General features: G+C 45.4%; 24 protein-coding genes. 6 read left to right on the top strand and 18 right to left on the bottom strand.

Annotated features, from left to right (window positions below):
- Window positions 1-259: 259 nt before the first annotated feature.
- The 10 genes from V7723_RS11615 to V7723_RS11660 all read right to left on the bottom strand — a co-directional run bounded on the left by V7723_RS11615 (window position 260) and on the right by V7723_RS11660 (window position 9621).
- Window positions 260-1234 (bottom strand): type II secretion system F family protein, encoded by a 975-nt coding sequence (locus tag V7723_RS11615; protein ID WP_335684638.1) that lies wholly within the window; start codon window positions 1232-1234, stop codon window positions 260-262.
- A gap of 8 nt (window positions 1235-1242) precedes the next feature.
- The gene (locus V7723_RS11620) at window positions 1243-2250 is read right to left on the bottom strand and encodes a type II secretion system F family protein (RefSeq protein ID WP_335684639.1); all 1008 of its coding nucleotides are present in this window, start codon (window positions 2248-2250) and stop codon (window positions 1243-1245) included.
- Entirely contained in the window at window positions 2250-4151 is a 1902-nt protein-coding gene (locus V7723_RS11625) for a CpaF family protein (protein WP_335684640.1), read from the bottom strand. The genes V7723_RS11620 and V7723_RS11625 overlap by 1 nt, the downstream gene beginning before the upstream one ends.
- Window positions 4148-5392, bottom strand: a complete 1245-nt coding sequence (locus tag V7723_RS11630; protein WP_335684641.1) for an AAA family ATPase — start codon at window positions 5390-5392, stop codon at window positions 4148-4150. Before V7723_RS11630 ends, V7723_RS11625 begins: the two co-directional genes overlap by 4 nt.
- A 14-nt stretch (window positions 5393-5406) precedes the next feature.
- The gene (locus V7723_RS11635) at window positions 5407-6066 is read right to left on the bottom strand and encodes a CpaD family pilus assembly lipoprotein (RefSeq protein ID WP_335684642.1); all 660 of its coding nucleotides are present in this window, start codon (window positions 6064-6066) and stop codon (window positions 5407-5409) included.
- A gap of 23 nt (window positions 6067-6089) precedes the next feature.
- The gene (locus V7723_RS11640; RefSeq protein WP_335684643.1) at window positions 6090-7502 is read right to left on the bottom strand and encodes a type II and III secretion system protein family protein; all 1413 of its coding nucleotides are present in this window, start codon (window positions 7500-7502) and stop codon (window positions 6090-6092) included.
- A gap of 12 nt (window positions 7503-7514) precedes the next feature.
- Window positions 7515-8402 carry a Flp pilus assembly protein CpaB gene (cpaB, locus tag V7723_RS11645; protein WP_335684644.1) on the bottom strand — a complete coding sequence of 296 codons (888 nt, stop codon included), beginning with the start codon at window positions 8400-8402 and terminating at the stop codon, window positions 7515-7517.
- A gap of 79 nt (window positions 8403-8481) precedes the next feature.
- Window positions 8482-8991, bottom strand: a complete 510-nt coding sequence (locus tag V7723_RS11650) for an A24 family peptidase (protein WP_335684645.1) — start codon at window positions 8989-8991, stop codon at window positions 8482-8484.
- Between the two features lie 78 nt (window positions 8992-9069).
- Window positions 9070-9288 carry a Flp family type IVb pilin gene (locus V7723_RS11655; protein WP_335684646.1) on the bottom strand — a complete coding sequence of 73 codons (219 nt, stop codon included), beginning with the start codon at window positions 9286-9288 and terminating at the stop codon, window positions 9070-9072.
- A 114-nt stretch (window positions 9289-9402) separates the two neighbouring features.
- Window positions 9403-9621: a Flp family type IVb pilin gene (locus V7723_RS11660; protein WP_335684647.1), complete on the bottom strand. Its 219-nt coding sequence runs from the start codon at window positions 9619-9621 to the stop codon at window positions 9403-9405.
- Between the two features lie 491 nt (window positions 9622-10112).
- On the opposite strand from V7723_RS11660, the gene V7723_RS11665 reads away from it, so the two are divergent.
- On the top strand, window positions 10113-11732 hold the full coding sequence (locus V7723_RS11665; RefSeq protein ID WP_335684648.1) for a TadE/TadG family type IV pilus assembly protein: 1620 nt from the start codon (window positions 10113-10115) through the stop codon (window positions 11730-11732).
- 348 nt (window positions 11733-12080) lie between these two features.
- On the opposite strand, the gene V7723_RS11670 is transcribed toward V7723_RS11665, so the two are convergent.
- The 3 genes from V7723_RS11670 to metG all read right to left on the bottom strand — a co-directional run bounded on the left by V7723_RS11670 (window position 12081) and on the right by metG (window position 15186).
- Entirely contained in the window at window positions 12081-12710 is a 630-nt protein-coding gene (locus V7723_RS11670) for a TadE/TadG family type IV pilus assembly protein (protein ID WP_335684649.1), read from the bottom strand.
- A gap of 59 nt (window positions 12711-12769) precedes the next feature.
- Window positions 12770-13387, bottom strand: coding sequence for a TadE/TadG family type IV pilus assembly protein (locus V7723_RS11675; RefSeq protein WP_335684650.1), 618 nt, complete (start codon window positions 13385-13387; stop codon window positions 12770-12772).
- A 107-nt stretch (window positions 13388-13494) separates the two neighbouring features.
- Complete coding sequence (gene metG, locus V7723_RS11680) at window positions 13495-15186, bottom strand: methionine--tRNA ligase (protein ID WP_335684651.1); 1692 nt, start codon at window positions 15184-15186, stop codon at window positions 13495-13497.
- Window positions 15187-15404: 218 nt separating this feature from the next.
- Between metG and V7723_RS11685 the strand changes: the two genes are divergently transcribed.
- From V7723_RS11685 to dusA, 5 genes are all read left to right on the top strand, one after another.
- Window positions 15405-15947, top strand: a complete 543-nt coding sequence (locus tag V7723_RS11685; RefSeq protein ID WP_335684652.1) for a PAS domain-containing protein — start codon at window positions 15405-15407, stop codon at window positions 15945-15947.
- 128 nt (window positions 15948-16075) lie between these two features.
- Window positions 16076-16978, top strand: coding sequence for a patatin-like phospholipase family protein (locus V7723_RS11690; protein WP_335684653.1), 903 nt, complete (start codon window positions 16076-16078; stop codon window positions 16976-16978).
- A 60-nt stretch (window positions 16979-17038) separates the two neighbouring features.
- Window positions 17039-17275, top strand: a complete 237-nt coding sequence (locus V7723_RS11695; RefSeq protein ID WP_335684654.1) for an RNA recognition motif domain-containing protein — start codon at window positions 17039-17041, stop codon at window positions 17273-17275.
- 96 nt (window positions 17276-17371) lie between these two features.
- Complete coding sequence (locus V7723_RS11700; protein ID WP_335684655.1) at window positions 17372-17860, top strand: RidA family protein; 489 nt, start codon at window positions 17372-17374, stop codon at window positions 17858-17860.
- 128 nt (window positions 17861-17988) lie between these two features.
- Window positions 17989-18957: a tRNA dihydrouridine(20/20a) synthase DusA gene (gene dusA, locus V7723_RS11705; RefSeq protein WP_335684656.1), complete on the top strand. Its 969-nt coding sequence runs from the start codon at window positions 17989-17991 to the stop codon at window positions 18955-18957.
- Window positions 18958-18999: 42 nt separating this feature from the next.
- On the opposite strand, the gene V7723_RS11710 is transcribed toward dusA, so the two are convergent.
- The 5 genes from V7723_RS11710 to V7723_RS11730 form a co-directional block, all read right to left on the bottom strand.
- Window positions 19000-19389: a DoxX family protein gene (locus V7723_RS11710; RefSeq protein ID WP_335684657.1), complete on the bottom strand. Its 390-nt coding sequence runs from the start codon at window positions 19387-19389 to the stop codon at window positions 19000-19002.
- Window positions 19390-19492: 103 nt separating this feature from the next.
- Window positions 19493-20071: a peroxidase-related enzyme gene (locus V7723_RS11715; protein WP_335684658.1), complete on the bottom strand. Its 579-nt coding sequence runs from the start codon at window positions 20069-20071 to the stop codon at window positions 19493-19495.
- Window positions 20072-20105: 34 nt separating this feature from the next.
- Entirely contained in the window at window positions 20106-21179 is a 1074-nt protein-coding gene (gene aroC / locus V7723_RS11720; RefSeq protein ID WP_335684659.1) for a chorismate synthase, read from the bottom strand.
- A gap of 36 nt (window positions 21180-21215) precedes the next feature.
- Window positions 21216-22025: an enoyl-ACP reductase FabI gene (fabI, locus tag V7723_RS11725; protein ID WP_335684660.1), complete on the bottom strand. Its 810-nt coding sequence runs from the start codon at window positions 22023-22025 to the stop codon at window positions 21216-21218.
- Window positions 22026-22124: 99 nt separating this feature from the next.
- On the bottom strand, window positions 22125-23030 hold the full coding sequence (locus V7723_RS11730; protein WP_335684661.1) for a J domain-containing protein: 906 nt from the start codon (window positions 23028-23030) through the stop codon (window positions 22125-22127).
- Window positions 23031-23105: the final 75 nt, after the last annotated feature.

Consider the following 23105-nt stretch of genomic DNA (forward strand, 5'->3'; position numbering starts at 1 on the left):
CTCACTTTTGAAGCTCTAAAACAGTATAGTCGACACAACGCTTCTCTTCCTTCTAGCACCACACTTACATGCCGCCTTACAGATGCTTCAGCGAGGGCTTAACAATCCAAACAAATTGAAGAAGAACACGCCCGGCTCTTTGAATCAGAATTCCCGCGCCAGGAGGTATAGATCGACTGCCGACTATGGCCGATGCACTTAACAAGAAGCCTTAAAGGCAACTTCAATGTTCAAGTAATAAAGTGTATAACGCCCGGACCTAATTAAACGCGTCGATGGCACGTAATACAGCTGGGCCGATAAGCACAATGAACAATGCGGGTAAGATAAAGATGATCATTGGCACTGTCATAATGGCCGGCAAACGAGCTGCTTTTTCTTCTGCTTTCATTAGACGCTCTTCACGCATTTCAGCGGCGAGTACACGCAAGGCCACAGCCAAAGGTGTACCATATTTTTCTGTTTGCAGCAGTGTATTGACAAGTGTCGTCATCGCCTGGAAATCAACGCGGCTAGCGAGGTTTCCAAGAGCTTGTTTTCGGTCCGGTAGAAAACCTAATTCAATAGAGGCTAACCCAAATTCGTCTGCCAATTCTGGCGACGAGTTGGCGATCTCACGACATACTCTATCAAGACCACTATCCAGATTCAGCCCAGCTTCAGTACAGATAACCAAAAGATCGAGCGCGTCTGGCAAGGTTTTACGAATTGCTTCATATCTTTTCGACACTTTGTTTTTCACAAGCATATCCGGAAGGATATACCCAACAAATCCAGCACCGATTGACGCAAGAATACAAACAAAAAAATCCCAATCCCAGGGATTTGTCCCTAGAAAGTACATCAACGCTAGGCTTGTAAATAACAGAGGCAACGATATTTTTGCAAAGAGGTAAGTAACGAGCGCATCCTTTGAACGCCAACCACCTTGAGCGAGTTTTGCCGCCATGACGCGGGCACGTTCACCTCGCATGAGTTGCATTTTTTTCACAACCCCATGCATGAGGTTTTCGCGCACAATTAGCTTGCTGCGTTGTTTGGTCTCATTGGCGATGTTCTCTTTTAGCGCCGTCCGCCGCTTATCCAGGCTTTTAATTCGCCCTGGCAACGCGTCTTTTACAAGAAATGCTCGCCACATCATTAAGGCAACAGCCAAGGATGCCCCGCCCGCAATAAGGGCTAACATATCCTCGGACCGAAGAAAATCTGGTAATAGGCTAACTAGATCGACCATGTCGCCTCCTAAATTTCAAATCTGACCATTTTTGCCATTACCGCGCACCCCGTTCCGATCATTGTTAGACCGGCACCAATCATATAGGCACCTCTAGGATCTTCGATCAGCGTACCAACATACGCATCATTGGCGAACCATAAGAGTACGAACATGATAAAAGGCAGAGATCCAATAATCCAGGCACTGGCACGTGCTTCTGAAGACATCGCTTTAATTTTAAGTTTAATTTGCCGACGTTTGCGCAAGGTATTGGCGAGTCCGCCCAATGTTTCAGCGAGGTTACCGCCCGTCTCCCGTTGAATGGAAATGGCAATAATCAAAAATTTGAAGTCTGGTAGATCAATCCTTTTAGCAACGTCCCAAAGACCATGCTCAATACTCTGCCCGACACGCATTGCATCTGCCACGCCCCGAAATTCCGCACCGACTGGATCGGGCGCGTCGTTACCAACTGTGACAATCGCCTCACTGATCGGCAATCCTGCACGCAGGCCGCGGCACATAAGCTCGATTGCCTCTGGAAAGGTTTTCATAAATTTTTTAATCCGGCGCTGTCCAAGAAACCCAACAACTACATGCGGAAAAAATAAACCGCAGAATAAGCCCATTGGAATAGCAAGAAACAGCTGAATATCGTATAAAACGTGACTCAAGACCGCTACAACTAGCGCCAATACAACAGCGATCGAAGAATACTGAGAAATCGAGATTTTTCTCCCCGTTTTCTCAAGCCTACTGCGAAGAAGATCTGGGTTGGGAATCAATTTTTTTAGTAACAGATCAACTATTTTAATACCGCTAGTTTCTTGCGATCTCCGGGCTGTCTCCCTTGCTTTGGTTTTACCGGTCGTTTTCTGACCTTGGCTTATCTCTGATAATCTACGCCGTGAGTTGGAAGCATGATTTGCTCCACCAGCAAACGCAAATACCAAAAGCAGCGAAATCAATAAGGTAGCACCGCCAACGACGAGCATAACTGTTAACTGATCGATAGGTCCGGAAGTTCCAAACATTATACAGCTCCCAATAGCATTTTTTCTAAGCCGAAATAGGCGGCACGAGGGGCGAAATGAGGGCGTAGTCCCGTCGACTTGAAATCACCCAGCAACCGACCGCCTTTATCTTCCCCATGGAATTCATACCAGAAGAGGTCCTGCATGGTGATGACGTCTTCCTCCATGCCGACGACTTCGGAAATATATGTGACACGACGCACACCGTCCCGCATCCGGCTAATCTGGACGATAAGATCAATGGCAGACGCAATTTGTGTCCGAACTGCCTTCGCCGGCAAATTCACATTGGACATGCCAACCATATTCTCTAGCCGTGTTAAAGCTTCTCTCGGACGGTTAGCATGGATTGTTGATAGAGATCCATCATGACCCGTATTCATAGCTTGCAGCATGTCAATTGCTTCGCTGCCACGAATCTCACCAAGAATAATTCGGTCAGGACGCATCCGCAGAGCATTTTTCAATAGATCTCTCATGGAGATCTCACCGCCACCCTCCAGGTTTGCCGACCGTGTTTCCAGTCTTACAACATGAGGTTGCTGTAGTTGAAGTTCTGCTGCATCCTCAATGGTGACAATTCGCTCACCCGGATCGATTAACTGCGAAATGGCATTAAGCATTGTGGTTTTACCCGAGCCAGTACCACCCGAAATCAAAATATTCAAGCGACACCTACCAGCAACGCGCAAGACAGTTGCCGATGCAGGAGACAGGTTTTTTGTGCGCTCCATTACATCCAGTGTTATTTTTTGTTTCGCAAATTTACGTATTGAAATAGTGGGCCCGTCAATCGCCAGTGGCGGGATGATAATATTAACACGGCTACCATCGGCCAGGCGGGCGTCCACGAGTGGGCTGGTTTCATCGACACGACGGCCAACATGACTCACAATTCTACTTGCAACGCTTAGTACATGAGCATTATCTCGAAATTGGCAATCGGACAGAACGAGCTTACCTTCTTTTTCGATAAACACTTGTTTCGGGCCGTTGACCAAAATATCTGTTATGCCGTCGTCAGCCAATAACGGTTCAAGCGGACCCAAACCGAGCATATCATGCATCAGGCTTTCAGTTAATTCGCGTTGCTCGCGTTGATTAAGCTGAATACGCTCCTCAATCAAAATGTCCGTAATAATGTCCGAGATATCGCGAGCAAGATCCAGCCTATCCATCGTAACGGCAGCACTGATATCAATACGTTCCATTAACAAGGGCTGCACAATAGATTTGATACCTTCTAGATGCGCATTAATTTTAATGCCCGTCGTTTCCGGCGCCATAGACAGATTGAAAACGGCGGAGGAATCTTCTTCTTCCTCCTCTTCCGTATCCGCACTTCTGGCCAAAGGGACAACTGGCTCAGCGAGTTCTTCCTCTTCAGCAGATGGATTTTCCTGGAACGAAGCAAGATTTTGAGGTTGATCGAATTCCGCTTGAATTTCCGCAGGAGCGACAGGGTCAGCACCAAAGACTGTTACGCCTTCCTCAACAATCTGTGTATTATCCGGCGTGTTGGCACTTGTTGTAGATTCGGAAAAATTTGTTTGTCCCGAACCATTAGTAGCAGCCGTAGGACTTACGGGCGTTGCTCCATTTGTATTTTTCTTATTTTCGAATTCAGACCATAATCCGACCGTCAAGTCATTCACCAAAGTCCGTTGCTCGAGCACATTCAGTTGAATCTTCTCACGCGACATCGCGTCGCGAACGAACGTTTTTACCTGTTGAGCAACGACGGAACGGTTTTCGTCGGTCGAAAGATTTGGTAGAAGCGTGTCTCGAACTTCCGGCATGTATTTTGCCAAAAGCTCAGCCGCCGTTGATCCTGCCGCACTTGGTGCAGTGGGAACAGGTTTGACTTTACTGTCAGAAGAAGATGATCTCCACAAACTCACCCTTTAGGCCCCACTTCTTTTTTCTTCTTGCCACCTGGAACCATCTTGAAAAGTCCCTTCTTTTGCGGCTCAGTATAATCGGAAACATCTGCTGAGATTTCGCGCAGAACTTTAGCGATTGAAGATTTCGCAGCAACCTCACCGATTGCCTTACCCGCATTCGCACAAATCGTCATAGTTTTTGCTTCTTCCGGAACGGTATAGTCTACTTTTTCATTCAACCCACGTTCGAAGTCCGCTTTGGAAACCTGCGCAGATCGCTCAGTACCTACTCGGCTTACTATTTTTAAGATGCGACCTTTTGTTTGCAAAGACGTCATTGCCTGGGTAATGCGGTTAATATCGCGAATACCTGCTAATGATTGATCTGAAATCAAAATCACCGTGTCCGCAGAGGCCAACAACGCACCTTGTGTCGGGAGAAGGTGGCGTGGCAAATCTACAATCACCTGGTTATAGTCCTGGCTAATTTCGCCAATCAAGGTATCAATCGATTCTTCACTTAGTTCGACTACCTCGTCGATTGGTTCTTCCGTGCCCAGAACAGCAAGTTTATCGCCGTCTTTCACGATCGCACTGTCTAAAAACAATTTATCCAAACGATGCGGGTTTTCCAGTGCTTCACGGAAACCGCCACCAGTTTCGATATCAAGGGACAATGTTGAAGTGCCAAAATGTAAGTCGAGGTCTAGCAATGCTGTCCCCAACTTCTCTTCATTCGCCATAATCCAGGCCATGTTCGTTGCAATAGTAGTTGCCCCGACGCCACCGCGTACACCAACAACAACTGTCAAGCGGCCGCTTTGCGCAGCCTGAAAGGCTTGAGATTGTCTATCAACATTTTCGACAGCGTCCTTTAGAACTTCCATCGTGAGCGGCTTTACGAGATAATCTTTCGCGCCCAGTGCTATCATTTTGCGAAATAGACTAACATCATTTGATGTCCCGAGAATGATCAGCGTATTGTTTGGGCCGACTTTTCGAATAAGACGAGTAATATCGCCATCTGGATCAATACTCTTACTTATATCTGCCAGAATAACTTTAGGAGAATTTCCCGGCTCAATACGTTCAAGTGCGGCTGCTATACCGCCATCTTGACTAGCGTCGGCAGACCATTCCAGAGCGGAGCAAACTTCGCGGCTTACGCCCAAGGAATGTTCGTCATCTACAAAGGCCATAAAGTCTTCGCAAACTTGTGTTCCAAATAACGTGCTTAAATTTGATGCTGCGTTGCCCATGCGTTTAATCTCCCTTAATTGCTTTCCGAACTGGTTGAAGCACCGCCTGCACCAGCGCGGTATGTCTCAACAGCTTTAGCTGCACGTTCTCCGATGGCAGGGCTCGAATTATTTGGGTCGATCAGATCTTTTGGATTGTCGACCATTCCCGCCAATGCGTTTGCTGTCGAACAACCCATATTTGGCAGTGGAAGGTTTTCAAACCCTAAGCCTTTCGGACGGTACCATCCGTTTTCACAATCTGGATCGACAGTAGCCACATATTTTGTGGAATAAACTCGTAATGAATCCCGGCTGTTCTCTTTAGTGACAACAGGCGAAATTTTGAAACCACGGTCTTGCAAGAACTCACTTACTTCGCCAAAACGTTGCTCATTAAGACCGCTATTGCCAACGAATGTCGGTAATTCAACTTCAAGGTCCGCTCCAAAGCCTATTCCTTGTGCTTCTAAAAATCCAAGTATCTTACCTTTTGACAAGTCACTCATTCCGGCACGGCCTGGTTCAAACTCAACGATAACCGTCGGCGTTAGTTTATCCACGCTAATATTCTTTGCTAAGTTGGCGTTTTGAGGTGACGCCGTCTCGTTGAAACTCGGATCAAAAGCAACTGGAGAACAAGCTACTGACAATGCAGACAGTGCAACCAGACTAATCAAATTTAATCGTTTCATTGGATTTTTCCGATACATTTGGGTTACTCCAGAATAAAGCCTGCAGGACCAACTAGTTTAACCTGGTCGTTCGCAGCAGTTGTTGATGAAGGTTGGGCCGTTGGAGCGTCTTTACCCAACGTCGGCCGGAAATTCTCACCGTCTACATACATATCGCTATCATTCGGTGGAATATATCCATCCGTAGGATCTGCAATACGTGAATTGGAAGGCTTAACTAAATATGGTGTAACAATTATGATCAATTCAGTTTCATTTTTCTGGAAAGAAGCAGATCTGAATAGAGCACCCAGGATAGGAATTTCTCCTAACAACGGTGTTTTGGAAATATTATTGTTACCATCATTATTCAGCAAACCGCCAATAGCAAAACTCTGCCCACTTGCAAGTTCAACCGTTGTTTCTGCGCGTCTCGTTAATAATGACTGAATAAAAGAACCGTTCACATTAATTGCAGAATTTGAAGAAAGCTGGCTAACTTCAGGCTTAACCTGCAGATTTATACGGTCTTCACCAACAATCGTCGGAGTGAATTCCAATTGAACACCGAACGGTTTGTATTCGACCGTAACAGCACCATCTTCTTGTGGTACGGGAATTGGAAATTCACCACCTGCGAGAAAATACGCAGACTCACCAGATAGAGCTGTCAGATTTGGTTCGGCTAGAACGGTTAATAATCCTTCTTCATCCAAAGCGTCAACCAAGGCATTTACATTGACGTTATCGTCTTGATAACCTGCATACCCTTGAGTTCCAGTCGTTGGCCGAATAATAGTACCCGCGGCGTCCACAATGTCAGCCCCTCTCGCGAAACCCAGAGCCGCATCGCCGATATTACCCAAAACTTCCCAGTTCACACCGAACCGCTTTGTGACAGATCGGTTAACTTCAGCAACCCGGACGCGAAGATTGACTTGCATCGCACCCTCAACATCTATGCGATTGAAAACAGTTCCGCCGCCAAGGTAAAGGGCCGCCATACGATTAGCGTCTTCGGCTTCCGCAGCCGTCTTTACTCGGCCCGTCAACATAATACCTGTAGGTGTTGATCGCGCTTGCAGCCCGCCATATGCAGAAATACTCTCCAAACTCTCGTTGAGCGACGTCACATCATGAGTGATCGTTACCGGAGAATTCAGTAGAACTCTGCCTTTTGCATCCAGGGCGAATAAATTTGTGCTACCGGTCCCTTTACCAAAGACATAAATAATCGTTGGTGACTGTACCTGCACATCGGCTAATTCTGGATTTCCGATAAAGACAGATGTCGCGGGTTTATCAAGTTGAACCAGCTTTCCTGAATTCAGCGTTAAGGCAAGAATATCACCTTTTGAATTAATAACTTGCGCTGCATTAGACATTGACGGAGTTATCACGGCTAAACACAAAGCCAACCCAAACGCTGCTATCGGTTTTACTATTTTCGTCAGCATTGAAACTACTCCTTAGTCGAACAACTTCTGCTTGGCTTCGCCAGCTCTTACGACATTGATAACTGTTGTGGGAATTCCTGTACGTCGCGGACCCGTAACAATAGAACTTGCCTCGCTATCCCATGTATGGCCACGTCCGCGCTCACTCTTAAATACAAGTTTACCGTCTTTACTCTTTTTCTCGTCAGTAACTTGAGCCAGGCTTCGTAGCGATAAACTTAACTGTCCCATTTCCTTGGCAACTGTAAGTATTTCAACCTGTTTAGGCGTTACTTCAAGCGTTGCAAGACCGCGTACAGATGCTGCCTGTTCTTGATCATTCGTCGACTGATCCATGGCAATAACTCTGGCATTTGTAAGTATTGTTTCACTCGCACGTCGCGCTCCTGATCCGTCATCTTCGGATTCAGATTCTGTAACCCTACCGTGCGTCAAAACAACGTCTACCCGATCACCGGGAAATACGAACCCCGCAATACCGGATGATGCATTAATCGATATTGAAATAGCACGTTTTCCCGGATTCAAAACTGCAGCTAAGAAGCCTTGTTCGCCTGGCTTAATAAACCTCGAATCGGTGACTGGTTCGCCATTTCCGACGCCCTGCCGTACAACCGTTCCGATAAATTCCTCCAAAGTACGTACATTTTCTACAATATACACTTCTTCCATATCGTCAGAATCCGGCCAGGGCTGCCATTTCAAATGTTTCTCTTGCACCAAGGTTCCTGCAGGAAGATCTGTAGAGACGACAAGAATCTGATTCTCGGCCCTAACGGGAGCAACATCAACAGTTTCTACAAGGGGCTGTTTTTGCTGTCCAACCCAACTGCGAACGAAGAAAATGGTTGACCCAGTGATTAATAGAGCAAAAACGATTAGTAAAATTTTTCGCGCCATGGTGCTAAATCCATTATGTTTCAATTAAATACTACGTTACGCCGCAAGACATTAATTTCAGGTTAAATTTAGGATGATTTCATATGCTTATGCCGATAATTTTTTCGTAGGACACAAGAATACTCAAACTCCCAAATGCAACGGCAACACCATATGGCACCTGCGTTTTCGATCGTATCGCAAACATCACTCCACGTGCGAAACCTGTTCCTTCGAAAGCCTGGCGAATTCCTTCACGCGAAACAATCAAAGTCACTAAAATCCCGCCAGCCATAACGGTTACAAACAAAAATTCTGTGAGAAGCGATGGCCCTGCCCACAAAGAAAGGGCCGCTATCATTTTGATGTCGCCTGCTCCGAATAATTTTAAAGTGAAGAGAATAAATCCAACACCAAGAACACTCGAGGCGGCAATCAAGCTACTTACCCAATCGACGTTATCTGGTGTAACCATAATCATCAGGGGGTAAAGTATTACGATGGCAATACTTACAAAATTGGGGATGGTAAAATCTCGGATATCTGACAGAGCGGCATACACAATTAACGAGAATAGAAAAAATAATATCAAGTGATAAAAAATAATCATTCAGAATCTATTTCGAAAAATGCTCTTTCATTTGGAAAGAATTACTTAAGCAACAAACTGGCCTTCCGCCAGAAGGGCTTAGAAGACACAGCTGTCCACACCCGTATTCGTTATGGCAAAACTTCCACCAACCGCCGTACAAAAATCGTCAGTTATGTTTGTAAACGAGGTCAAGATTGTATCGCCCGTGGCTGTAAATGCGACCACTCCAGCGACAGCGACGAGAGCCGCAATTAATCCATATTCAATTGCTGTGGCTCCGGCATCGTCCTCAAAAAACTGAGTAAATTCAAACATAATGACCTCCAAAACTCTTCTTCAGCAATGTCTTAAAAAAATTGTTCAGTATTTGTAGAGTGGGTGGAGCGCTTCAAAAAGCGCTCCACCCGAGATTCTCATTAAGACTTAGTCTTATGTGCAGCTGCCCGCACCGTTATTAGTCAGGACGAAGGTGCCATCTGTACCATTACAAAGAGCTGACGCAATATCACTGAATGCTTTAGTGACTGTGTCACCAAGAGCAGTAAATGCAACTACGCCAACCAATGCAACAAGCGCTGCGATAAGGCCATACTCAATGGCTGTCGCACCCGACTCATCATTTACGAAAGAACGAATAACTTTAATCATTTTCAGTCTCCTAATACTCAGGAAAAATTCCTGACACTAAACAAAACTTGGTTTTCAGCCCCTCAAGGAAAATAACCCGTCGGCACCTAGACTTTTCAGCCTGCAACAAAGCGCAACCTGCAAAGCCCCTTAACATCTAAAGCGCTTTCCAAGTTCGTCTTGCCTCGCGCCTTGTTGAGCATTTAAACCTCAATTGATTAATCAATAGTTAAAAGAAAAATGATTTTTATGTCGTAATTCGAAGTAAAAATTGCATAAATTTTTAAATATATTCTTTATTTATTAGTATAATTTAGAAAAAATTATGAATTCTATGTTTCTAATCTACCTGACCTATAATAAAGAAGAGTAATACTTCGGTAAAATAAGTTTTTATTTCTCATTACATAGATAAAATTTTGTAGAAATTTACAGGAATTCTTTAGGCAACGTTAATGTTTTAGGCACATATTATTCGCAATTAATTTCGTCATATTAAATATGGTGTCAGCATGAACAAAAGATTTACCTTCACTTCGTTTTACCAAAATCTAAGAGAATTTGGCCGTAATACTCGCGGCGTTTCTGCCGTTATTATTGCGTTTCTTGCAATTCCTTTGTTTGGCTTCGTTGGGCTTTCAGTCGATCTTGGCCGTGCCTATGTGTTAAAATCTAAGCTATCAACGGCTGTTGATGCTGCAGGCCTAGCTGCAGGCCGAAATATTTTTGCAGACGACGCAGAAATTTACGCCGATGCACAAAAATATTTCGATGCGAACTTTCCGTCAGGATATATGGGCACATCTCCCATTACAATGGATGCAACAACGTTAAATTGGGATGCTACCCGAGAAAAAATTACACTTAATGTACGAGCAGACATGACGACTACATTCATGAACGTACTAAAACAACCAGAATTAACTGTTGGTGCAAGTACTGAGATTACGCGATCCAACCGAGGCCTGGAATTAATCATGGTTCTTGATAACACAGGATCAATGGCACGTGACAGTGGCACAGATTCTTATACTGGTGTCGAAGCCACTATGAGAATTGAGGATCTGAGAAGATCCGCAAAGAAACTTACAGAGATTCTTTATAGCAACGAAGATACACAGGATAACCTGTGGGTAGGGCTTGTCCCGTACGTTACGCAGGTGAATGTCGGATATGACAATATAGCTTTTTTGAAATCAACTGAAAGAAGCAATATTAAAAGCAGCTCATCCAGCATCTTTAAGGACGACACAACACATCACCAATCGATAGCCTCGGGTGGTACTAGTTATGGATGGAAAGGCTGCGTGGAATTGCGCGGCAATTTAGATGGCGGAACAACAGATGTGACAGATAATCCGCCGAGTAACGACTTCGCGCCATATTTTTACACGTCCAATACATACGATAATGATTGGATCGGTAATGGAATTACACATCAAACATTCGGACAGAATGATGTGGACGATTTCTTTGATTCTGTAGGTGAAGGCCCCAATGCTGGCTGTCCTAGTCCCATACTTCCGTTGACTGCAGAAAGATCGGTTGTTGACGCGGCTATTGACGACATGCGCCCGTGGTACAGCGGCGGCACGATGGGTAATGTTGGTATGGTTTGGGGGTGGCGCGCAATCTCTCCACGCTGGCGCGGTTTATGGTCGGGATCGTCCACATACAACCTGCCAACGGGATATACTGCCCTTCCTATTGACTACAATGACCCACTAATTGACAAAGTCGTCATTATGATGACTGATGGCCAGAATCTCATATTCAGCCATCAAAGCAGTACAGATGGCTATGATTATAACTCCTATGGTAGCAAAGACGTTGCCGCAACGGCTGTGGCGACAACAAAACACAATGAATATGGCCGCCTAAAAGGATATAGCAGCTCTGTTCGGGCAGGGTATGAAGATGATGTGGATGCAAAATTTGCTCAATTGTGCACTTCCATGAAATCCGCTGGTATCACGATATATACTATTAAGTTTAAAGCCGGAAATGAAAGCCTATATAGGAATTGTGCCACTTCGACGAAACATTACTACGACTCCCCCTCTACAGCTGATTTGGAAGCAGCCTTCACATCTATAGGGCAAGAGCTCAGTAACTTGCGTATCTCCAAGTAACCCTTTACGGTTGCTAGTGAAGTAATAAAAGCGACGGTTCTGCCGTCGTTTTTTTTATTGACCGGGCCGAAGCAAAGTAAATATTCTAGCGTGTTGCAAGGCGTATTGTAGCAACATTTCCATCCATCATCTCAATGCACCAATGATGTCGCTATAGCGTAGGTTAAATGGTGGGGATTGTGTCTGGGGTCCCTAGAGAGAGAAAAGCCTGACCTTTCTCATTGAATACAGCTATTGCCCACGCTTCTCGACGACATAGCAGGACTAATTCAGGCATAAAACTAGCAACGACAACTGCCGTGCCGATAAATCCGCAAAATTGGAAGACTGATTACGAATTGTAACAAATTAAGGAGAAGCTGGAAACTCGATTTTGTCCGTAAATCGAGGACGGAAAAAGGCGTTTCTATAAAAGACTTGATCGCCAAAAAACCCAATATCACCTGTAAGATAAGGAGTATAGTTATATACGAGTTCGGCTACAACGAGTGTTTCACCATTATCTAAGGTCTCACCGGAACCGGCATCCGGAAAAGCTGATGGCAATGTCGCATTTCCATTTATCGTCGTACCAATTGCACTCACTGCGCCGGTGACGGATCCAGATATACGCTGACTCAGTATTTCTGGCGCTTGCCCAGTCCGTCCTTCAACCGACGTCAATATCATCATTGCGTCACCCGTAATATCGAATGGCTGGGCCATAAAAAACGCCGAATCCATGATATTTGAGATTTCTGTTTCTGTCATTGTCTCATTGCCTGAACGGGCTACCAAATCAGAAAGCGTTGCAACAATTCTATCCAGTTTCTGCATTATCAATGCATAACGCGCCACCTCAAAACTACCGGCGGCAAGTAACATTAATAGAGGCAATAACATGGCAAATTCGACCATGGCGACACCACGGCGATTGCGTATGAAGGAATAGACACCGTCCAGCGATTTGTCTTTAAGTTTTCTAAGCAGGGTTTTCATACTGACCTCAACTTTTCATATGGGTGTAAGGAACGCTTCGCTCCGTCCCACCATTAATATTAATAAGGTTCATTTTGCACCACAATGGAGGCGGCCATTGGAATTGTTCCGTCTAAAATCGGAAGTACCTCGCCGCTTAGAAAATTCCAGTTGTAGGAAATCGTATAAAGTACGATATCCCCTTGCACGCCGAGGCCGGCAGTACCGAAATCTGCGTCATAGGTGCCATTCCCGTTCACCTCGGTCCATGGTTCTCCTGTGGGGTATATGGTTCCGTCTGGGGCAGTAAACGGCCCTGGATCCCAATTACCATCCCCATCAAGGTCCGTAAAATCTTCGCCTTGACCTACATATGCGAAATTTTCATAGACGAGTGTTGTCACATCAGCCGTCGTCAACCCCAACAAACCTAAGGAAGCTTCGTTGATCATATCAACAATCGCCTGGTCGTTACTGACACCGTCCTGAATTTGCCCGGTTAACCCGAGGCGTGACGCATCACGCAGACTACCTTCGACGACAGTATTGATGAACATCCCAATGCTCAGTTCCATAATACCGACCAAAACAAGGATCAGCACCGGTAAAACCATAGCTAATTCGACTGCGGTTGCCCCTTTAGTCTCTTGGGCAAAAGCTTTTAAGATCTGGCGCTTTAAAATACCGTGTCTTTTCATGGGACATCCTTCCACTAATTACGTGAAAACATACCCTAAAGCCCTTAATTCCTCGTTAATAGCTGTCGTGAAATTTGCTAAAATGTTAAGTAAAAAAATCTACAAAACTACTCTTTACCACCGAAGCGAAGTTCCCATTCCCCGACTTCATCATCCGTAATCTTGCGAAAGAGAACATCTGGAATTTCGAACTCATGCCCTGCCTGCAAAATATTCAATGCCTCTGCACAATCGCCTTCGATCCAATCCTTGGATGCAAGGTCCAGCCCAAGTGCCTCAGAAATTTTTGCCGAGGTTGCCGGGATGGCTGGAGCACTCAAAACCGCAAAAATTCGAATTAAATTAATCGCAATTCTTAAACTCGCAGCTGCGGCATCTGGGTCAGTTTTAAATACAGTCCACGGTGCCACTTCCGTCAAATACTCATTTCCCATTACCCAAATGGCCCGAAGCTCTTGCATAGCCTTGCGAACCTGAAGATCGTCCATATGGGTATTGTAGTTTTCCAGACGCTCATTCAACGCTTTTGCCAATAATTGCTCACGCTCTCCCGTCTCGCCGCCGGATGGAAGCGCATTACCAAATTTCGAGCTGCAGAATTTCAATGTCCGATTGACAAAATTCCCTAGAGTATCGGCGAGATCTTTATTGACTGTCCCGGCAAATCCATCCCAGGTAAAACTGGCGTCGGAAGTTTCTGGTGCGTTTGCAAGTAAATAGTAGCGCCAATAGTCTGAAGGCATTATTTCGACAGCATCAGACATAAATATACCGCGCTTTTGGCTCGTTGAAAACTTACCACCGTAATAGTTTAACCAATTGAAACCTTTAATATAATCAACCATTTTCCAGGGTTCTCTGCTGGCGAGTTGCGTACCTGGAAAAGTAACGGTATGGAACGGGACATTGTCTTTTGCCATAACCTGCACATATCGTACATCGTCCGCTTCGTACCACCAGGATTTCCAGTCACGGTTGGCTGGATCTTCGTCGGCCCATTCCTTTGTCGCAGCAATATATTCAATCGGCGCGTCAAACCAGACATAATAAACTTTATCCTCCATGCCCAGCATATCAACCGGAACACCCCATTTCAAATCTCGCGTTATGCCCCGATCATGAAGGCCCTCATCAAGCCATTTCAAAGCGATAGACGAAACCAGTACCGGCCATTCCGGATGTTTATTCACCCAGGTCCGAATTTCATCAGAGAGTTTTGATTGAAGCAAGAATAAATGCCGGCTTTCACGCACCTCTAGATTAGTGCTTCCTGATACCGCAGAACGGGGATTGAGCAAATCGGTTGGATCCAGAAGGCGCGTACAATTTTCGCACTGATCACCTCGTGCTTTGTCGTAATCGCAGTGCGGACAAGTACCTTCTACGTAACGGTCAGGCAAAAACCGATCGTCATCGATCGAATAGATCTGACGCGTAATCCGCTCGTCGATAAAACCGTTTTCAAGCAACTTTTTACCAAAATGCTGGGTCAGTTCTTTATTCTGCTGTGACGAAGAGCGACCAAAATAGTCAAAAGATAGATCGAAGGCCGCACCCAAATCCGCTTGAACCTTATGCTGCTCCGTGCAAAATTGCGAAACTTCTAGGCCGGCCTCCCGCGCTGCAAGTTCTGCTGGCGTGCCATGCTCATCCGTTGCGCAAATAAATAGAACGTCTTCTCCGCGTGCTCGCAAGTACCGGGCATGCAAATCCGAGGGCAACATGGATCCAATAAGGTTTCCCAAATGTTTTACACCGTTGATGTAGGGCAAAGCAGAGGTTATTAAATGGCGCGTCATTTGGTTGGCACTTCCTGAGATACAGCAAAAGTTATTGTTAGCGCATGTTTTACAGGAACATGTGAAGCGGGGCAAAGCAAACAATTGTCTAGGCCATCTTTTTGAATAAATCCGCCACTTTCTTCATGAGTTGCGGACCAAATTCATTATTCCTTTACCAATAATTACGATATTTTTCTAAATAGTAGTATTTATATAGTAAAGAAGTCGGTACCAGAATGATCCTTCAACGTCTTTTTCATCAACGTAATAAAATTGGAATATTGCCTACGGCGATCCCAACAAGTGATCAGTCTTATTCTGATGCATCGGAAAATGTGAAGAGCCACAGATCCGCGCTAGCTTATTGGCAGCAAGCAAAAAGAGATAATCTGCTGCCGAGCAGAAACGATTTCGATTTAGCCGCTTTAGCGTCAATATTACCAAATATTGTCCTTCTCGATGTTATTAAAAATCCGTTGGATTTCAAATATAGAGTCATTGGTAATGAGGCGATGCAGAATTTTACGAAAAACTATACCGGTGTAGCAATGTCTGAAATACCGGGAAAAGGCCCGGAATCAGCAGTTTTTTCAAGCCTGAAAACTGTCGTCCAAAGCAAAGAACCTTGTTCACAACATATCCCTTATGTTGGCCCAAATCATGATTTTAAAAAAATTTCATCCCTCGCATTGCCACTTGCCAAGGACCATGTAAACGTTGACAAAATCATGATCGTTGTCGAATTTATTCGAATACAGCCGTATCACAAGCACGCTTAACAGATGTCGCTTTCAGTATAAAATCATCTTCTTGTTTTCTTTGTCCTTGTTAAGCTGTCGCTCTATGAGCGATGGCGAACTGTGGTTATACTTCCAGAATTGCTAAACCGTAGATGGAGAAACACAGAATGATCAGCCTTCAGCAGAATAGGGAAACAACCAGCGGGCAAAAAACTGTTTCCCTCGTACTTGGATCTGGTGGTGCGCGTGGAATGGCGCATATAGGCGTTATCCAATGGCTTACTGACAACGGCTATGACATTCGGTCAATTTCCGGGGCATCCATCGGATCTTTGGTTGGCGGTATATATGCTCTCGATAAACTGGATGACTTTACTGGTTGGGTTACAGCGCTTACAAAATCAGACATCTTAAGATTGCTGGACTTTTCAATTGGACAGGCGGGTCTTGTAAAAGGCGATCGGATCATTGACACCTTGCGAGACCTTGTCGGCGACAAGCTAATAGAAGATCTTCCCATTTCTTACACGGCTGTCGCATCAGATATCGTCAATGAAAAAGAAATATGGTTCAGCAATGGCCCTCTGTTTGAAGCAATACGAGCCTCCATTTCCATGCCGATGTTTTTTACACCGGCCAAATATGGCGACCGAGAACTTTTGGACGGAGGAATGTTAAACCCTGTTCCCGTTGCCCCTACATTCCGCGATGCAACCGACGAGACAATTGCCGTCAATCTTGCAGGAGAAGCGGTAATTTTACCCAAGGCCAAAGAGCAAAATTTTGACTTTCCGGAAATAGCTGGATTTAGATCAAAGGTGAATCAATATATTGAAAACATGACTCCAGCAATATTAACAGAAACTAACTCTCGAATAGGCTTCTTTCAGATGATTGATCAGACTATAGACACAATGCAGGGTGCTATTGCGAGGCAAAAACTTGCGGCCTACCCTCCGGATATTATACTAAAAATTCCCCGTAACTGTTGTGGTACGTTAGAATTTGATCGTTCCGCGGAGATGATTGAGCTTGGATACAGTATTGCCGCAAAAACAATACGGGTTTGAGATGTTCAGGTCCCCGTTACTGTGTTAGTAAGCGGCTCCCTTTATTCTTGGACAAAACAAATGAAATTGATTGTACTTAATCTTCCGCGCAGTCTAAGCGAAACAGATTTGGCAAGTCTGTTCGAGACTTTCGGCAAAATCTCGGCCTGCAATCTAGTAATGGATGATGAAACAGGAGCCTCCAAAGGGTTTGGTTTCGTTGAAATGACAAGTGACGAAGAGGCGGAGAAAGCTATCGAAGAGCTTCACGGAAAGAAAATTGACGGAAGAAAAATTCGGGTCAAAGCTGCGCATTGAATATGGATTTCAAGGTACGGTTTTACTCGCTATCATTGGGGCCGCTAATATGTATCCGAACGCCAGCGCAACTTCAGTGAATGTAAGGAGATATCTATGCTTAGCCCAGAAGAGCGAATAGACGAGCTCGGGTTCGCACTCCCTGCTCCTGTCACCCTTCCACCAAATTTACATTTGCCTTTCACATTTGTGAACGTTCGGGGCGACAAGGTGTTCATATCTGGCCATCCAAAACAATCAATGGATGGCGCCATAGCTGGCCCATTTGGGAAAGTCGGGACGGATTTGAATACAGAAGAAGCTCAGCTCGCGGCGCGCGATATAGGATTATCCGTCCTCGCTAACCTCAAAGCTGAAATCGGGCAGTTGTCCCGTGTCGCCGGCTGGAACCGCGTTTTCGGTATGGTCAATTCGGCGCAGGGTTATGATCAGCAGCATCTTGTGATCAACGGCTTTAGTGACCTTATAATTGATGTTTTCGGTCCCAAGGTTGGACGGCATTCCCGCTCGGCAATCGGCGTCGCCGGGCTTCCTATGAATTTTGCCATAGAAATCGAAGCCGAGTTACAGTTGGCTAACAACTAATTCATTTATAGATTTTCTTCGGAAGACAGGTCGAATTTCAGAAAAATCCGAACAAATATTTCGTTTTTTCTTTGGTTTTATTTCCATATCCTTATATCAAGGGCAAGAAAAGAAATTTAGGGAAGCCTGTGAGCAAACTAGATCGCACTATTAGTATCGCACCAATGATGGACTGGACAGATCGACATGATCGGTATTTCCTGCGCCTAATCACTAGTCGCGCCTTGCTCTATACGGAAATGGTCACGACGGGCGCTATCTTATTTGGAGATGCGGATCGGCATCTACGGTTTGATCCAGCCGAACAACCCGTCGCTTTACAACTTGGCGGTAGCTCACCTGACGATTTGGCAAAATGCTGCGAAATTGCTGAACCTTATGGTTATCGGGAAATAAATCTGAATGTTGGTTGCCCGTCGGACCGGGTCCAAAACGGAAGGTTCGGAGCCTGTTTAATGGCGGAACCGAAAACAGTCGCCGCTTGCGTCTCGGCAATGAAGGCCGCTACGTCCCTCCCCGTCACTGTTAAAAACCGCATCGGCATCGACAATCTGGATAGTTACGCACATTTAACGGAATTCACCGATACCATCGCTGCCGCGGGATGCAAAACTTTTATTATCCATGCTAGAAAAGCTTGGTTGACCGGATTGAGCCCGAAAGAAAACCGTACAATCCCTCCCCTCGATTATGATCGCGTTTATCAGCTTAAACAGGATTTTTCAGAGTTAGAGATCATCATTAACGGCGGCATCCAATCAACAGACGAAATTGATCTACATCTTGACAACGTAGATGGTGTGATGATTGGCCGGGAAGCTTATCAAAATCCTTATTTTCTTGCAGAAATCGATAAGCGATATTTTGGTCTTGAAGAAACAGCACCGGAACGAAAAGAAGTTGTCGAGCGGATTTTGCCTTACATTGACCGTGAAATGGCCAATGGCGTTCCGCTTAAATCCATTTCGCGGCATATGCTTGGATTATTCCAAGGACGACCCGGTGCTAAGGCCTGGCGTCGCCATATTTCTGAAAATGCCCATTTAAACGGGGCGGCTCCGTCTCTTTTGGAAGCCGCCGCCGCAAAAACACGCTAACGAGTATTTCATATTTGCTGCGGTTTGTGCTCTTACACTCAATCAATCACTACTTTTTCGGTGATCTAAGCTATAGGCACCGGCTCCAACACCAACAAGAATGAGTAGTCCACCGGCGACCGCGATATTTTTCATCAACAAAATCATCTGGACCTGATCTTCCGGTTGAAAATGAAATAAGATCCCGGATACCACGCAAAACCCCGCCAATAGAAAAGCAGCGATACGGGTCTGCCAACCAACAATCAATGCCAAACCGCCGCCTACTTCTAAAATTATAACCAAAGGAAGGATGATACCTGGAATGCCAACTGACTCCATATACTGCTGCATACCGCTGTAATTACCAATTTTGCTAATACCGGCAGGCAGAAATAATGCTGCAACAAGTATCCGACCAATTAGGACAAATAGGGGGTTCAATTTTTCCAATTGAAGTATCCTCGGCTGATTGTTTGAAAGGCAGTCATCGTAATTTTTCACTCGCTTATGTTTTGACATCATGAACGATCTATCAGCGAACAAATTGATGAACTTATCGCGCTTGTGAATGATAGGCCTCGTTAGGCATCATATCGATAGCCACTGACATTCGGTTACTCATATTAAAAAATGCGACGGTCGCCGATATGTCCCAGATATCCCGATCAGACCATCCTATATCCCGAAGCGTTTTTCGGTCCTCTTCTTCGATCTTGGCAGGCGTCTCTGTCAATTTATTAGCAAAATCAAGCATGGTTTTTTGCTTTGGCGATAATTCAGCCGCACGATAGTTCATCACCATCAATTCCCCAAGGATTGGATCGCCTGATAATTCCCGGACAGCGGCACCATGGGCCGTAAGGCAGTAAAAACACTTATTTACAGAAGAAACAACAACTGCAATCATTTCCCGTTCAAGCTTGGACAAACCGGAATCCCCAAGCATCAAGTCACCATACATATCCGAGAAAGCCCGCAATTTAGCAGGGTCGAAGCTATAAGATGCGAGAACATTTGGGACCATTCCCAGTTTCTCATCACAAATGTCAAAGTATTTTTGCGTGCCCGCGTCCAGATCTTTTCTTTCAGGTACGGGAACATCTAGAGCGTGAATATATTTAGGCTGAGACATAGAAGGCTCTCCTTTTTAGTTGTTCTTTTGTTGGCTAACCGTTTTGCCCACGATGCCGTAGGAGATGGTCGGCGAGAACACAAGCCATCATCGCTTCTCCGACGGGAACACCGCGAATTCCGACGCACGGATCATGCCGACCCTTGGTCATAATTTCTGTCTCATTGCCATCTTTGTCCACCGTATCACGCGGTTTAAGAATGGACGATGTCGGCTTTACGGCAAACCGAACAACAATATCCTGCCCCGTAGAAATTCCGCCAAGAATTCCACCGGCATGGTTACTGACAAATCTTGGTCCGGTCTCATTTCCCTGACGCATTTCGTCAGCATTGGTCTCACCAGTCAACGCCGCAGTTGAAAATCCATCGCCTATCTCAACACCTTTAACGGCATTGATCGTCATCATCGCTCCGGCGAGATCAGAATCAAGTTTTCCATAAACGGGAGCTCCAAGGCCTGCCGGAACACCAGTCGCAACAACTTCAATAATCGCTCCGACGGAAGAGCCATTTTTTCGAATTCCATCGAGATATTCTGCCCAGTTATCCACCATACCCGGATCCGGGCACCAGAACGGATTTGTATCTATGACCTCTAGAGAACATCGCTCGCGATCTACAACACGGTCACCTATCTGCGTCAAATACCCTTTGATAGTAACGGAGGGGCCGAGAATTTTTCTAGCGATACCACCTGCAGCCACCCGAGCAGCTGTCTCACGGGCGCTCGACCTGCCGCCACCACGATAATCGCGAATACCATATTTCGTATGGTACGTGTAGTCTGCGTGTCCCGGTCGAAATTTGTCTTTGATATCACCATAATCTTTAGATCGTTGATCTTTGTTTTCGATTGACAGGCTTATGGGGGTCCCTGTTGTTTTCCCTTCGAACACACCTGACAAGATCTTCACCAAATCCGGCTCTTTACGTTGCGTTGTGAATCGGGATTGCCCGGGCTTACGGCGGTCCATCCAGAACTGAATTTCCTCTTCGCTCACTTCAATAAGTGGCGGGCATCCATCTATGACGCATCCAAGGGCTGGGCCATGACTTTCGCCCCAGGTTGTGACCCGAAAAAGATGGCCAAAACTATTATGTGACATAACGAATTCCGTCTAAACTTAACTGAAATGAGGTTTTCACTTCTCTATGTCCGGTGCGTCTTCCGCTTTCATCCCGACCACATGATATCCAGCATCGACATGATGGGTTTCACCAGTCACGCCGGCACCTATATCGCTCAATAAATATAACGCTGATCCGCCGACGTCATCGATTGTGACGTTTCTCTTCAACGGAGAATTATATTCATTCCATTTGAGAATATATCTAAAGTCCCCAATGCCAGAAGCCGCAAGCGTTTTTATGGGCCCGGCGGACAATGCATTCACCCGGATATTATTTTTTCCCATTTCCATGGCCAGATAACGAACGGAGGCTTCCAAGGCGGCCTTAGCGACACCCATCACATTATAATGAGGAATAACTCGCTCAGCACCATAGTAGGTCAACGTCACCATACTGCCGCCGTCTGACATTAACGGAGCTGCACGCTTTGCGAGCGTTGTGAATGAAAAACAGGAAATATCCATGGTCATCAAGAAATTATCGCGAGTTGTATCAGAATAATTTCCGCGTAGCTGTGCCTTGTCCGAATATCCGATTGCATGAACGAAGAAATCAATTTTTCCCCATTTCTCTTCCAGTACCGCAAAGACGGCGTCCATTGAGTCATCGTCACTTACATCACATTCAAGGACAGTATCTGATCCAACGCTTTCCGCGAGCGGAATAACCCGTTTTCCCAGAGCTTCACCTTGATATGTAAAAGCAATTTCTGCGCCATGCTCATGTAATGTACGCGCTATCCCCCAAGCGAGCGAATGACTATTGGCAACCCCCATAATCAATCCTCTTTTGCCTGCCATCAGACCGTTATGCTGTGTCATCAACGAAACCCCATCATTACAAATACCGTAACCATCTTACTATCTAACTTGACTGAGAAACACAGTCAAAAGACTTATTGGGCCTAATATCTACAACTATTAGTCCTTTAATTTTGATCGTGCGTCATAATCGTGTTTCTCCGACCATTTTGTAACCCAATCTTGTAATTCTTCATCTTGCTGATCAGGCAGGACGACTTTCAGCTTTACAAGCTGGTCCCCTCTTCTCCCTTTTTTCGGCGCACCAATGCCTTTTCCTTTTAGACGGAGAGTGGTCCCGGTGTTTGAACCTTGCGGGATCTTTAAATTAACAGTTCCATCTACTGTGGGCACTTTAACTTGCGCACCGAGAACGGCTTCCGGCAAACTAACCGGGAGTTCAACCAGCACGTTAGATCCTTCGCGTTTGAACAAAGCATGCGTTCGAACAGAGACGTTTATTAATATGTCACCGGAGGGTCCACCCCCAGTACCTTTGTCGCCCTGCCCTTTAAGCCGGATTTGCTGTCCATCAGTAATTCCGGCAGGAATATTTACATCAAGTGTTCTGCCGCCTTCCCCCATAGTCAGACGGCGTGTTCCTCCAAGAGCACTTTCAACGAAAGTTATCTCAATAGCAAACTTGCGATCCTTGCCTTTTTGGACAGTCTCTCCTTGAAAGCCCCCTCGCCGGAAATTACCAAATATCTCAGAAAAAATATCTTCCGTGCCGCCTCCACTGAAACCGGTTGTCGATTGGCGAAATGGTCCAGAACGATCGCCACCGAAACCAGGATGCTTTTCTTGGCCTGATCCATCGATTTCACCTCGATCGTACCGAGCCTTCAGTTTTTCATCGCCCAGGATATTATAAGCAGCGGATATTACCTTGAACTTCTCTTCAACTTTCGTATCGCCCGGATTGGCATCTGGATGATGTTTCTTCGCAAGCTTGCGATAGGCAGACTTTATTTCTTGCGGATTAGCCCCCTTCGCAACACCGAGTATCGTATATAAATCTTTCATTGATTATTGTATCAATCACTCTTTTATCAAAAACAGGCTCAAACTCAGCCTTCTATCATTTGTAAAAACACATGT

This window comes from Sneathiella sp., assembly GCF_036960985.1.
In the GTDB taxonomy this organism is placed as follows: Bacteria; Pseudomonadota; Alphaproteobacteria; order Sneathiellales; family Sneathiellaceae; genus Sneathiella.